Raw genomic sequence first — 12,878 nt, 5'->3', positions numbered from 1 at the left:
CAGGAGCAGGAAGAGCATGGCCGCCGTCACCGCGTTCTTCGCCGCGGGGGCGTTGATGACGGGTGTGCCGAACGCGGGTGCGCGAGCCGCCTCCGGGCAGGAGGACACCGGGCAGGGGGCCACCGGGGTATCACCGCAGGCCGAGGGGTCCCTCGTGCGCGGGGTCGACCTGGACACGGTGACGATTCCGGAGTTACAGGCGCGGATGGCGGACGGTTCGCTGACCGCGTCGGCACTGACCCGGGCGTATCTGCGGCGGATCGAGGACGTCGATCCCGCGATCCACGCGGTGCTGCGCACCAGCCCGACGGCTCTGCGCCAAGCGGCCGCCAGCGATGCCAGGCACCGGCAGGGCCGGACCCTGGGACCGCTCGACGGCATCCCGGTGCTGGTCAAGGACAACGTGGATACGAAGGACATGCCGACGACGGCCGGATCGCTGGCGCTGGCCGGGCGCGCGCCGGCTGCCGATGCCGCGCTGGTGACCCGGCTGCGTGAGGCAGGGGCGGTGATCCTGGGCAAGACGAACCTGTCGGAGTGGGCCAACTTCCGCGCGGCGAAACCGACGTCGGGGTGGTCGGCGGTCGGCGGGCAGACCCACAACCCCTATGTCCTGGACCGCAATCCGTGCGGTTCGTCCGCCGGTTCGGGCGCCGCGCTGGCCGCGTCGCTGGCACAGGTGGCGATCGGCACGGAGACGGACGGCTCCATCGTGTGTCCCGCCGGAATGAACGGTGTGGTCGGCCACAAGCCCAGCCTCGGCCTGGTCAGCCCGTCGGGCGTGGTGCCCATCTCCGCCGAGCAGGACACGGCCGGCCCCATGGCACGTAACGTGACCGACACCGCGCTCACGCTCTCGGTACTCAGCCGGGGCAAGAGTTCGCGGAGCGGTGGCGACGGCGCAGGGGACCTGCAAGGAATCCCCTCCGCCCGCGCGGCCAAGGGCGCGGCAGCGGACAACGGGACCGGCCTGCGCGGCAAGCGGATCGGTCTGTGGCGCCTGCCCTCGCTCGGTCCCGACGTGGACGCGGTGATGACGCGCACGGCGAAGAAGCTGCGCAAGGCCGGAGCCGTGGTCGTCGAGGTGACGCCCCCCTACCAGGCGCGACTGGCCGAGCTGGAATTCCCCGCGCTGCTCAGCGAGTTCCACCGGGACATCGACGCCTATCTCGGTACGCGTGAAGGGCCCCGCGACCTCAAGGAACTGATCGAGTTCAACCGGACCCACCCCCAGGAACAGACCTGTTTCGCCGGCCAGGAGCTGTTCGAACAGGCCTTGGCCGCGCCGCCCACCACCGACCCCGATTACCGGGCCATGCGCGCCGAGCTGAAGGACCTCTCCCAGCGCTCCCTCGACGAGACCCTGGCCGCCCACCACCTGGATGCCATCGCGGCGCCCACGAACCCGCCCGCCTGGACGACCGATTGCGCGCGCGGCGACAACGACGTCATCCCGTCCTCCACCCCCGCCGCCGTCGCCGGATACCCCTCCCTCTCGGTTCCCGCGGGGTCTGTCGGCGAACTGCCCGTCGGCCTGCTCCTGATGGCCGGTGACCACCAGGACGGCAAGCTGCTGTCGCTGGGCGCGGCGGTGGAGCACCGGCTGAAGGCCTGGCGCGCACCGCGCTACCTCCCGACGACCGGGTCCGGCGCGACACGGTGAACGCAGGGCGAGGAGGTGTCGGCACCGTCCCCGCCCGGGATCAGGGGTGACGGTTCACATGAGGGCGGACGTGGTGACCATCAGGTGTACGAATACGGTCCACATGCCGATCCAGGCGGCCACGAGGCGCAGCCTGCGCCGCCGTCGCGGGCAGACGGGGTCGGGTGCGAGGACGGGCCGGCCGTGGGTCACCGGTGCCGCGCCCGGCAGGGTCGAGGCGAGCGTCACCGTGCCGGTCGCCTCGGCCTTGGCTCTGGCTCGTGGGACGCGCGGGGGAGGCGGAGAGGTCTTCTGCGCGAGGCCTTCGAGCAGCAAGGCGTACGCCCTGCGTCGCTCGCCGGTGGGTGAGGTGCGTCCTGATTCCCAGGACCGTACGGTCGCCGCCGTCACCCCGAAAGCCGTACCGATTTGATGGGGCGTCAGTCCCCACTGCTCGCGCCGCCGCTGGCGTTCGTCGGCCGGCGGCAGCGGGACGGCCTTCGCGGCCGGTGCCGTGGGTGACGACGTTCTTTTGCTGTGTACGGAGTTCATGATCGTAGGACAATCCGGCGGCCCGGGACCGTACGGGGGACGTCGCAGGTTCCCCCGAACGGCCCCGCGCGGGTCCGTCCGGCCGGGGCGTCCCCTCCGTGGGTCAGGCCCGCTCGCCGCTCGCTCCCGCTACGTTCTTCGCCCACAGCACGAGGGGTACTTGCAGGGGCAGCCGCCCGAGTGCCGCGGCCTTGAGCGGGGTGGGGCGCCTGCGCCAGTCCACCGCCATCTGCACGTTGGCCGGGAACACCCCCACGAAGAACGCCGCGGTGGCCAGCGCCGCGGTGCGCCGGGTGCGGGGCAGGGCCACTCCGGCGGCCAGCGCCAGCTCGATCGCTCCGCTCGCGTACGTCCAGGTGCGCGGCCTGCCGGGCAAGGCGCGCGGAACCATGGAGTCGAAGGGTTTGGGGAGGGCGAGGTGGGCGGCCCCGGCTCCGGCCAACAGGCCGGCCAGGAGCAGAGGGGAGCGGGGTGCTGATGGCATGGGGATCTCCTCGCTGTCGGAGACCGAACCCTACTCGATAGTAGGTTCCGCTGGGCGGCCCCGCAGCTCAGCCCCTTCGGCAGCACCCCAGGAGCATCTCCATCACCCGTGGAGCGGCGCCGTCCCGGTCGAGGCCCGGTCGTCATCGGAGCTGTAGTCGACGGTGGCGTTCGTCAGGTGGCCCGCGAGGCCGAGCAGCAGGAACAGCACGACGAGAACCGTCGCCGCGGTGTCGAGCAGCAGCGGCCGGGTGCCGGACCGGACGTCCTCGGGGGGTACGGGCTCGTCGCCGAACAGTCCCTTGGGATAGGAGGGCGTGAGGAGATACGTGTACGCGTGCAGGCGCATGCTGTACCGGGCGACCGCGGCCGTCGCGGCGTAGAGCGGGCCGGGCAGGCGCCCCAGAATGAGCGTGATGAGCCAGAACACCCAGCTGATCGCGTACCAGCCGCTCTGCAGGAGACCGGTGACGATGGCCGCGGGGATCATCAGGATCAGCCGGAAGAGCACCGCGAGGCGGTTGAGCGGGGTGGGGTGCACCTCGATCTGCACCGGGTACCGCGGGGCCGAGAACGAGAAGGGCGGGTACCGGTCGACGAGCAACGCCGTGCTCGCGTTGACGCGGGTCGCGTAGGCGAGCACGGCACTGAGGAACCTGAAGATCCCGTCCGGCAGACGCCCGGTGAACAGGGCAGCGAACCACCCGACGATCATGACGAAGAACGCGGCCACAGCGAGCACCGCGTAGGCCACGAACTGTGGGAGCAAAAGGAGCCACCGCAGCAGCACGGTCCAACGCCTCTGCCGTCCGGGAGGAGGAACATCCAGGACCGGCAACCGCTCACCGCCTGCTCCGTGGGCGGATACGCCTCGGGGCTCCCAGGCTGTCGTCATGACGCCTCCTCATCGCGGCAGGGCCACTCCCACCATGGTGAGCACGACCGACCGGACCCGCACGGTCGGAGCCGCCAACGGTGCGGCGAAGGGCAAGAACCGGACAGGAGGAACAGCTCGACGCTCATCCGGTGCCGGGCGGCGATGCTTCGAACCAGGCGGACGGCCGGGGCCTGCAGTGGCGCCGCCGCGGGGCGATACCCAGCGGTGAGGGAGAGGCGGAGGTACGATCACCGGCCCCGTGCCATGTCCTCCCCGCGCGTGGGCGACGCCGACAGCCACGCACGGTAGCGGCGCAACGAGCCACGCTGCTTCCACTGCTCGGAGAGCAGGGTGTACGCCGGGTGGATCCGGGGCCTGGGTTCACTTCCGCGGGCGAGGCGACCCATCTGATGACGGACTCGTGCCATGCCCGCGGCCGAGGCGAGTGCCTTGTCGGACCAGGTCACCGGCGCCATCTGCCGGTCGGCTTCGCGGTGGCTCCGCCAGCGGTCGGGCAGGTCGGGGGTGACGGCGAGAGCGGTGCCCATGCCGACGACCGCCACGCCGCTGTCCAGGACCCGCTCCGCGGTGGCGCGCCGCGTGATCCCGCCGGTGAGCATCAGCGGCACGGGACTGGTCCTCACCAGGTCCTTCGCCAGGTCCAGGAAGTAGGCCTCGCGTGCCTGGGTGCGCGCGTCGGCCGAGCGGCCGGTCATCGCCGGGCTCTCGTAGCTCCCGCCGGACAGCTCGACCAGGTCGACGCCGAGAGGTTCGAGCATCGCGATGACCTGGCGGGCGTCATCGGCATCGAATCCGCCGCGCTGGAAGTCGGCGGAGTTGAGCTTCACCGCGACCGCGAACGACGGCGAGACGGCGGCGCGGACGGCGCGGACGACGTCGAGCAGCAGCCGGGCGCGGTTCTCCAACGACCCGCCCCACTGATCGGTGCGCTTGTTGACCAGGGGAGACAGGAACTGCGACAGCAGATAGCCGTGGGCGGCGTGGACCTCCACGCCGTCGAAGCCCGCCTCCTCGGCACGGCGGGCCGTGACGGCGAACCGGTCGACGGTCGCATCGATCTGGGCGGAGGTCATGGCGCTCGGACGGCCGAAGCGACCGCTGTGCCGGCCCAGGTCGACGCCGATGTCGGAGGGGCCCCAGACCACGCCGGGCATGCCGGAGGCCACCTGTCGACCGGGGTGGTTGATCTGCATCCATATCGAGCCGCCGGCGGACTTGCCGGCCTCGGCCCACTCGGTGAACGGCTCCAGCGGCGCGTTCTCGTCGAGTACGACTCCGCCGGGGCCCGTCAGTGCCTCGGCGTGCACCATGACGTTGCCGGTGATCAGCAGCCCGGTGCCGCCTGCGGCCCAGCGCCGGTAGAGCGTCAGCAACCGCTGGCCGGGCAGCTGGCCGTCGCCCGCCAGGTTCTCCTCCATCGCCGCCTTCGCGATCCGGTTGCCCAGCACTCGCCCGGAACGCAGGTGCAGCGGCGAGAACAGCTCGCTGGTCATCACGATTCCCCTCTTTCGTCTCTTCGCCCTACGATGTGTGCATCGCTCACATTAGACGACGATGTGAGCACCGTAAACATGAGGGAGTGTGACCTGTGCCGCAGGCCAGCACGTACCACCACGGTGACCTGCGCGCCGCCTGCCTGCGTGCCGCGCGCGAACTGCTCGAAGAAGACGGCAGTGCCGGCCTTTCCCTGCGCGCGGTCGCCAGACGCGCCGGGGTGTCGGCGACGGCCCCCTACCGCCACTTCGCCGACCGCGACGCCCTGGTCTCCGCGGTGGCCGCCGAGGGGTACCGCGAACTGGCCGGACACCTGACCATGGCTCATCCCGCGCCCTCGACGCCCGACGAACTCGCCGCGGTCGCCGTCGCCTACGTCCAGTTCGCGCTCGAGCACCCGGCCCTGTTCCGCGTGATGTTCGCCGAGCCCTGCGACCCGACCAGTGAAGAGCGGGTCGCCGCCACCGCGGCCATCTCGGAGTACGTCCGCGGCATCGTGCGGGCCACCTTCCCCGGCGTGGACGCGGACGCCCTGTCGACCACGGTGTGGGCCCTCGTCCACGGCCTCGCGTTCCTGCACCTCGACGGCAAGCTCGACAACTCCACGGCCGACGTGGTCGCCGCCCAGGTCCGCGCGTCCGTCCATGCGCTGTTCGACGCCTCCCCGGCGATGTCCCGGACGGCTGCCGGAACGTCGGAGTGAGCGGCCGCCCCCTACGGTGCTGGGGACTGGGCGAGGTCAGCGGAGCAGGGCGAGTTTCCCGGCGAGTTTGTCGATGCGATGGCGAGGGCCGAGCGGACTGATCGTGCAGTAGGCGAAGTCCGCTGCCTTGGTGCCGGTGAGGCGTGCGAGGGCGTGGGGTGGACCGCGCGGCGGGTGGCCGGGGCCGGGGCGCGGGAAGGCAGGCCACGGCGAGTCCGCCCAGCATGCGCAGGCTGCCGACGAGGGCCGTCGTGGTGAGGTGCTCGTGCAGGACGAAGACGCCCAGGAAGGACGCCGCGAGAGGTTCGGCGAGGCAGAGCGTGCCCACCGCCGTGGCCGGCCTTTTGGCGAACACGGTGTAGAGGCCGAAGCAGACGCCCGAGACCATCCCGGCCAATAGCCCGAGGGCGTCGACGCCGGTCCCGGTGGGTGCCATCAGCAGGGCGCAGCCGGTGACAGGGGCGACAGTGGAGATCAGCCACGTGCGGGTGAGGTGTTCGCCGCCCAGGGCGCGGGCGATCAGTCCGGTGGCGACGGGGGCGATGCCCAGGGCGACGGTGGTGGCCGGCGCCGCGCCGGCGCGGGCGGTGGAGCAGAGGAAGGCCGCCTGGTAGACGCCCGTCGCGGCGACGCAGATCAGTAGTGGGCGGATCAGGCCCTGCCGCAACGCCGGGACGAGAGCTCTCGGGTGACGGTGGGTGAGAACGCCGAGCACCGCACCGCCGACGTACGGATCCGTCCCCCCCCCGCCCGGCCGGTCATCGAGGGATTCCGGGAATGGGCGCAACAGCTTCCGGAGGTGATCGCCATGTTCGTCACCTCCGGCGCCTACGACTTCCCCCTGCATATCGCGGTGCCGGACGTGAACGGCGTATACGCCTTCGTCATCGACAGGCTCACCGGGAGGCGGGAGGTGGCCGACGTGCAGACGACCATGGCCTGCGAGCACGTCCAACCGCGCATCATCGAACCGGCCACCCCCACGGAACCCATCCGGCACGCACGTCGACACCGGTAACAGTGGAAGCTCCGTACGGCCGGTGCCGGAACGAGGTCGGCCACTGCCCCTGAAAGGCCCTCCCGTGCCTGCTGGGACGGGGTGCTGCCTTTCACGTGAGATGCGGTGTTCTGTGGGCGGGGGTTCCGGTTCGCCATCCGGGCACTGTTGGTTGACGCGTGGAAGGTTGACGGTTCTGGGGCTGCCGCCGCGTGGTTTTGACGATGTACCGTCACGCGTGGGCTTCGGTGGCGCGGAGCGAAACGGAGCGGCTCATGCCGGTCGATGCCCGTCCCAGCTCCTCCCCTCTCCGTTCCGGACGGAGTCGAGCCCCTCCACACCCAACCCTCCACAACTGAGAGGACAGCCATGCCTCAATCAAGACGGCTGGCCATCGTCGGCACCGCCATAGCGGCAGCCCTGGCCATGGCACCGGCGGCGAACGCGGTGTCCACCCCGGATGGTTCATCGGCCAAGGCGGCGGCCGCCGTGGTGACGCTACGCTATGACGACAGCCAGGCCCGGGGCTGGGAAGCGGCGATCGCCGCCGGAGTCGCCTCGTGGAACAGCAACGTGGACAACGTCAAGCTGGTCGAGGCCCAGCCCGGCACCCGGGCCGAGATCCAGATCGTGGCCACCAGCGGCTGGCCGCAGGCCACCATCGGCCCGGTCCGTCCGGGCGGTCGCGGCCGCGTCGAACTCGGCAATCAGGCGGTCACCCAGGGGTACGACAAGACGCGCATCGCCGCCCATGAGATCGGCCACAACCTGGGCCTGCCGGACACCAAGCCGGGCCCGTGCTCCCAGCTGATGTCGGGTTCCGCCGCCGGCACCGGCTGCAGGAACGCGGTACCCGACGCGGCCGAGCAGGCCCGCGTCGAGTCCGCCTACGCCAATGGCGTCGCACCCCGCGTCCCGGCCGACGGCCGTCTGGTGACGGACGCGCCCTAGCCTCGGGAACGACCCTCAGCGCGCCGGTGCCCGGCTGTGACCCACGGCCGGGCACCTCGCCATGCGCCCGTCGGCAGGCGGAACGCCGCACCCGGCCGCGTGGCGCGTGGCCCGTCCCGTCGCGGTGGCGCCGCGGCACTCGCACCGCACGACTGGCCCGCCAACAAGCCCTGAGGGGCGTACAACTGACGATCCATCAGCCAGCGCCAGATGTCTATCAAAATCATGAAACGTGCTTCACCCTGAAGGGCCTGGAGCCGCCGCCCACTCGCTGGGGCCGGCAGCGTTCCGCGCGTTCGAGGTGGTGCTCCCCGAACGCCGAAGGGGGAGGCACCCGATGGGGGACACGTACCTGGTCAGGAAGCTGGAGAAGCTCGCGGCGAGCCTGGAGCGGCTTTCGCTGCCCGCCGACTCTCCCGTACTCGTCGACCGGATGGATCAGCTGAAGCACGTCCTCGAGCGGATGCGGCACACCACCGCCGGCGAGGTCCGGATCGTGGCGCTCGGGGTCAACTCCTCGATGAAGTCCACCACGTTGCGCCTGCTCCTCGGGCGCAGCGACATCTTCTCCGTGGGTCCTGGCGCGGTCAGCGCGGTCTCCACGGAGCTGCGGCTCGTCCAGGACGAGGGGCCCACGGGCCCGCCCGAGTACACCGTCGTGACGCTCACCGAGGAAGGCGCCCGCCGCCGGGCCCGCCGCCTGCTCGACCTGGACGAGGACGACCCACGGAGCCTGGCGGAGCTGAGCAGGACCGCGCATCCGCACGTCGGCATCGTCCAGGAGATGCTGGAGGCCGTGGACCGGCTCGGCTACGGCGAGACCATGACCCTGCAGGAACTGGCCGCCCGCGACGGCACCCTCACCTTCAGCAAGGGGCGGGGCAGCCCGCTCGTCGCCCGGGTCAGCGCCCGCCTGCACGTCCCGGCCGAAGTGTGGCCGCTCGGCTGGGCGGCGGGCCGGTCCGTGGTCATCGTCGACACCCCGGGCACCCGGATGGACGGCGCCCTGGAGGACGTCGTCATCGCCGAGACGCAGAGCCGCGCGCACATCGCCCTGCTCACCGTGGCCTGCGGCGGGGGCACCCAGTTCACGACGCCGCACACCGAGCCCGACCCGCACTGTGTGTTCGTCGCCACCCGCCTCGACGCCGTCGACAATCCGAGCAACGCCAACTCCCTGCGCGTCCTGGAGACATCGGTCGCCTCCATGGTGCGCGACATCGGCGCGGACGGACGGCCCGGCCGCGAGACCCGCGTCGCCGCCGTCAGCGGCCCCTGGGCCGCGGCCGACGAAGCCGCCTGGATCGCCTTCGACCCCGAGAATCCGCATATCTGGAAGAGCGCCCAGTTCGCGCGCGAGCAGTGGAGCGCCGCGGCCTGGGACCCGTCCGGGCCGACCGGCGGCCAACTGCGCGTCGCCGTCGACGGCGCCCTCGACGACGGCGGCGTCGGCCGCCTGCGCGCACTCATCGCCGAACTCGCCGACAAGGACACCGCGCACGTCGACTCGCAGGAATTCGAGCAGCTCATCGAGGACGGCATCCGGCTGCTCAAGGAGGCGGGCGGACACGTCCCCGCCACCGGGAAGCTCCGTCTCCAGGAGGCGGCGGCCCGCGACGACGCCCGCCCCATCGCCGACCTGCGCCGCATCGCCAGGGAACAGGCCGACATCGCCGTGTATGGGGCCGACGCCTGGTCGAGGGTACGGCTCGCACTGGAACAGAACGGCACCGGCGGCGGCACGGACACCGACGCGCTCCAGCCGCTGCGCGAACTCGACATAGGCGCCCTCACCGCGAAAGCGATCGACGGGACCCGGACCGAGCTGACCGAAGCCCTCGCGAGGTGGTGGGCCTCCCACACCCGTGAGGACTTCGCCGCCAGAGCGCCGTGGGACCGGCTCACGGCGCCGCTCGGCCCCGACGCGGACGATGACGAACAGCAGGTGCGCGCGCACGCCGACGCCGAGGAGGTCGCGCAGGTCGGCACCATGGCCGGGCATCTCCTGGACCAGCTGGCGGGGCGGCGCGCGGGTGGTCACCGCGCCGCGTACCGCCCGGCAGCGCGCCTGTACTTCCGGCAGGTCGCCCGGGTCCGGGAAGAACTGGCCCGGCTCCTGGAACGGAGGCTGATCGACAAGTTCGAACCCGCCGTCGTGCTCACCCAGAAAGCCCTCGGTGAACTCCTCGTCCAGCAGCGGCTCGCGCTCGTGAGCACCACCGGACCGGTTGCCGTGCTCAACCAGATCGGGGCCGAACTGCAGCAACTGTCGACGGCGAGGGCGGGACGTGCCTGATGACCGGCCGTCGCTGGAGCTCTACGGCCGGCCGGGTAGCGCGGGTCTCTTGCTGCGGCGCGGCACCGTTCCAGGACGTATAGAGCGCGTCGACGTGCTGGACGGCTCGGCGGTCGTCAGCACGACCGCCTTCACGCCGCCTGTCGACGGCGCGGCGGCCGACGCCGACCTCGCACTCACCCCGTGGCGGCGCAGGCCCGCCGCGCCCACGGTCGTCGTGCACTACCGCCGCCACCAACCGGAATCCCGCCTCCCTGCGCCGTTGGCACGCGGCAGCTTCCGGCTCGCCCCGGACCAGATCGGAGACCGACCCATGACCCAGGCCACGCCGGATGGCGTTCCCGCGCAGACACAGGGGCCCGACCTCATCGGTGCCTTCTTCGACTTCGGCACCAGCCGCGCCGTGTGCGGCGTGTTCGACCGGCGCCGGGTGCGCGGCAGCGACGCCGCACTGCCCGCCGCCGGTGTGGAACGGGCCAGGAGCCTGCTGCCGATCCAGCTGTTCGCCACCGACGAATCGCCGGACCCGGCGCAGGAGATCGAGGACCGCACCATCGGCGTCCCCCAGGTCCGGGGCGAGGCCTGGCGCGAGGTCTTCGGCTGCGCGCCCCTGGACGTGCACCACGTCGGCCACACCCAGCCGCGTACCAGCGATCTGGTCGTGACCGGCGGCAGCGTCGACTTCGCGGTGGACGCCACGGGCGAACGGATCCGGGGTGCCAAGCGTCATCTGGCCGACCTGGATGCCGAGGTCCCGGGCACGGGGCTCAGCGGCAGGGAGCTGTTTCGCGGGGTGTACGCGCGGTTCGCCGAGCTGGTCGCTGCCGAGCTGAATCTTCCGCGTGCCATCGGCTCGTTGAGCGTGACCTTCCCCACCAAACTGCCGCCGGACAAGCGTGACGAGCTGCTCAAGGTGCTGCGCACCCTCGCGGTCAAGGTGGAGATGAACATCGACGAGGCGGTCGCCGCCGCCGGGTTCGCGATGATGAAGCGGCTCGGCGCGGACTTCCTCCTCGGTGTCGAGGCGTTCAGGCTGAACGCCCGCTGCCCCGAGGGCGGCCGCGCCTGGGAGCAGCCCAAGGAGTGGGCACAGGCCCGTGCCTGGCACGAGAACCTGCTGGTCATCGATGTCGGCGGGGGTACCACCGACTGCGCTCTGATCAAGGTGACCGTGGTGGACGCGACACCCGCGGCAGCCGGCGACAGCCCGGGACGGTTCTACAAACTCCAGCCACAGGTCCTGGCATCGGGCGGACGGCTCAACCTCGGCGGGGACCGTCTCACCGCCCGGCTCTTCACGCTGCTGCGCGGCAAGTTCGGGATCAGGCCGGGCGACACCCGGTTCCAGGGCGTGGAGCAGGCCGCGCCGCGCAAGCAGCTGTTCCAGGCACTGTGGGAGACGGCGGACACGGTGAAACGGAAAGGGCTCGGTACGCGGAACCCCGAGGCGGTCCGCGTCCGCGCTGTCGCTCCGGGCGGCGCCGTGCCGGAATCCGGTGCCGTCCCCTTCGCCTGGCCGGTGTCCCCGGACGGCGCCGCGCCCGCCGAGCCGTCCGCCACGGAGGTGACCGTCACCGCCGACGAACTCGCCGAGCAACTGCGCGACCTCGTCGCGGAGATCGCCTGGCTGGCCGGCGGCATCGCGCGCGGCGGCATCGACGTGTCGGGCGGCGGCCACGAGAGCGTCGACCGGGTGTTGTTCTCCGGCGGCTCCATGCAGTCCGCGGCGCTGCGGCGCGGCATCGAGGACGAACTGCGCCGCCGCTTCGAGAGCGACCAGCTCGCGCCCACCTTCGAGGTCGAGTTCGACGCGGAGTTCGCCAAGACGGGCACCGCGGTCGGCGGTGTGTACCTGGACGCGGTGGCCGACCTCAGCCCCGACGCCGACGACCCCGAGGTCATCCCCGAACTGCTCGGCGGCATCTCCTACCTGGACGTCGACGCCAGCCGCCTCTACGTGAACCTGGCGGCCGACTTCCACCTGCGCAAGGGGTCGCAGGAGACGTACACGGAACCGGTGTTCAGCCGGGGGCAGCGGCTCGAACTGGAACCCGGCGGCCGCGCCTACGCCGAGGGCCGCTCCACGTACCCGGTACGCGCCGTGCTCGCCGTGCACCGCTACGACGTCTCCAACGACGACGCCCCCGACGCCGAATCGCTCTGGGCGACCCACACGATGCTGCAGAGCGAGGCGGACCAGCTCGCCGCCGCGGGCGTCAACGTCCGCTTCGAGATCGACCAGGAGGAACACATCACGCTCCTGCTGTGCAAGGGGACCCCGGGCTGGCTGCTCGAAGGCCCCGCGGCCGACACCACCGGCGTACCGCACGGCCTGGTCGCTCCGCCGGAGCGCGAGGGCGCGCCCGCCACCCTGCGTTACTCGCTCTACCAGGAGGTGTACCAGGTCGGCGTGGGCCTGAAGGAACGCGAGCCGCTGGCCTTCGCGGGCGATCCGGTCCCGGCGGGCGGCCTCCTGCTGCACGTGGCCGCACGGCGGATCACGCTGTACTGGGGGCTGCCTGGCGCGGGGACGGGGGCGGCCCCGGGGGCCGGTGCGGAGAGGGGACCCGGGGCGCCGACAGGCACCGGGGCGGAGCAGAGCACCGGTCCGGATCCGGCGCGTTCCGGGGATCCGGCGCACCGGGAGTTCGGGACCCTCACCGATGTTCCCGAAGGCTACGTCTGGGTGTCGCTGGACGCCACGGGAGCACTCCGCTTCCACCAACAGCGGCCCCACCGCCGTACCGTGACCGCGCCCCTGGACCTGATCGGCGCCGCACCCGGCGAGGTCTACGAGGAGGTCATGAAGTCGGGACTGTTCTACGACGAGAGCAAGGACCCGTTCAGTGGCACCCTCTGACG

General features: G+C 71.9%; 10 protein-coding genes. 6 read left to right on the top strand and 4 right to left on the bottom strand.

Annotated features, from left to right (window positions below; all coding sequences use genetic code 11):
- Positions 1–16: 16 nt before the first annotated feature.
- Positions 17–1,663, top strand: a complete 1,647-nt coding sequence (locus tag AB0L89_RS34680; protein ID WP_365150264.1) for an amidase — start codon at positions 17–19, stop codon at positions 1,661–1,663.
- A gap of 54 nt (positions 1,664–1,717) precedes the next feature.
- On the opposite strand, the gene AB0L89_RS34675 is transcribed toward AB0L89_RS34680, so the two are convergent.
- The 4 genes from AB0L89_RS34675 to AB0L89_RS34660 all read right to left on the bottom strand — a co-directional run bounded on the left by AB0L89_RS34675 (position 1,718) and on the right by AB0L89_RS34660 (position 5,068).
- Positions 1,718–2,194: a helix-turn-helix domain-containing protein gene (locus AB0L89_RS34675; protein WP_365150261.1), complete on the bottom strand. Its 477-nt coding sequence runs from the start codon at positions 2,192–2,194 to the stop codon at positions 1,718–1,720.
- 103 nt (positions 2,195–2,297) lie between these two features.
- Positions 2,298–2,678: a hypothetical protein gene (locus tag AB0L89_RS34670; protein WP_365150258.1), complete on the bottom strand. Its 381-nt coding sequence runs from the start codon at positions 2,676–2,678 to the stop codon at positions 2,298–2,300.
- Positions 2,679–2,780: 102 nt separating this feature from the next.
- The gene (locus AB0L89_RS34665) at positions 2,781–3,572 is read right to left on the bottom strand and encodes a DUF4389 domain-containing protein (RefSeq protein ID WP_365150255.1); all 792 of its coding nucleotides are present in this window, start codon (positions 3,570–3,572) and stop codon (positions 2,781–2,783) included.
- Between the two features lie 230 nt (positions 3,573–3,802).
- Entirely contained in the window at positions 3,803–5,068 is a 1,266-nt protein-coding gene (locus AB0L89_RS34660; protein ID WP_365150252.1) for an NADH:flavin oxidoreductase/NADH oxidase family protein, read from the bottom strand.
- A gap of 95 nt (positions 5,069–5,163) precedes the next feature.
- Between AB0L89_RS34660 and AB0L89_RS34655 the strand changes: the two genes are divergently transcribed.
- The 5 genes from AB0L89_RS34655 to AB0L89_RS34635 all read left to right on the top strand — a co-directional run bounded on the left by AB0L89_RS34655 (position 5,164) and on the right by AB0L89_RS34635 (position 12,876).
- Positions 5,164–5,772 (top strand): TetR/AcrR family transcriptional regulator, encoded by a 609-nt coding sequence (locus AB0L89_RS34655; protein WP_365150249.1) that lies wholly within the window; start codon positions 5,164–5,166, stop codon positions 5,770–5,772.
- Between the two features lie 694 nt (positions 5,773–6,466).
- Positions 6,467–6,790 (top strand): Lrp/AsnC ligand binding domain-containing protein, encoded by a 324-nt coding sequence (locus tag AB0L89_RS34650; protein WP_365150246.1) that lies wholly within the window; start codon positions 6,467–6,469, stop codon positions 6,788–6,790.
- A 348-nt stretch (positions 6,791–7,138) separates the two neighbouring features.
- Entirely contained in the window at positions 7,139–7,720 is a 582-nt protein-coding gene (locus AB0L89_RS34645; RefSeq protein WP_365150243.1) for a snapalysin family zinc-dependent metalloprotease, read from the top strand.
- Between the two features lie 337 nt (positions 7,721–8,057).
- Positions 8,058–10,016 carry a hypothetical protein gene (locus AB0L89_RS34640; RefSeq protein ID WP_365150240.1) on the top strand — a complete coding sequence of 653 codons (1,959 nt, stop codon included), beginning with the start codon at positions 8,058–8,060 and terminating at the stop codon, positions 10,014–10,016.
- Positions 10,009–12,876: a hypothetical protein gene (locus AB0L89_RS34635; RefSeq protein WP_365150237.1), complete on the top strand. Its 2,868-nt coding sequence runs from the start codon at positions 10,009–10,011 to the stop codon at positions 12,874–12,876. Before AB0L89_RS34640 ends, AB0L89_RS34635 begins: the two co-directional genes overlap by 8 nt.
- The last annotated feature ends 2 nt before the right edge of the window (positions 12,877–12,878 follow it).

The sequence above is a fragment of the Streptomyces sp. NPDC052114 genome (genome assembly GCF_040680155.1).
GTDB lineage: Bacteria > Actinomycetota > Actinomycetes > Streptomycetales > Streptomycetaceae > Streptomyces.
This window is presented reverse-complemented; position numbering and strand designations above follow the sequence as displayed.

Bases quoted from the DNA above. Each gene is read 5' to 3' on its own strand.
- AB0L89_RS34680 (WP_365150264.1), top strand. From the start codon at position 17: ATGGCCGCCGTCACCGCGTTCTTCGCCGCGGGGGCGTTGATGACGGGT.
- AB0L89_RS34675 (WP_365150261.1), bottom strand. From the start codon at position 2,194: ATGAACTCCGTACACAGCAAAAGAACGTCGTCACCCACGGCACCGGCC.
- AB0L89_RS34670 (WP_365150258.1), bottom strand. From the start codon at position 2,678: ATGCCATCAGCACCCCGCTCCCCTCTGCTCCTGGCCGGCCTGTTGGCC.
- AB0L89_RS34665 (WP_365150255.1), bottom strand. From the start codon at position 3,572: ATGACGACAGCCTGGGAGCCCCGAGGCGTATCCGCCCACGGAGCAGGC.
- AB0L89_RS34660 (WP_365150252.1), bottom strand. From the start codon at position 5,068: ATGACCAGCGAGCTGTTCTCGCCGCTGCACCTGCGTTCCGGGCGAGTG.
- AB0L89_RS34645 (WP_365150243.1), top strand. From the start codon at position 7,139: ATGCCTCAATCAAGACGGCTGGCCATCGTCGGCACCGCCATAGCGGCA.
- AB0L89_RS34640 (WP_365150240.1), top strand. From the start codon at position 8,058: ATGGGGGACACGTACCTGGTCAGGAAGCTGGAGAAGCTCGCGGCGAGC.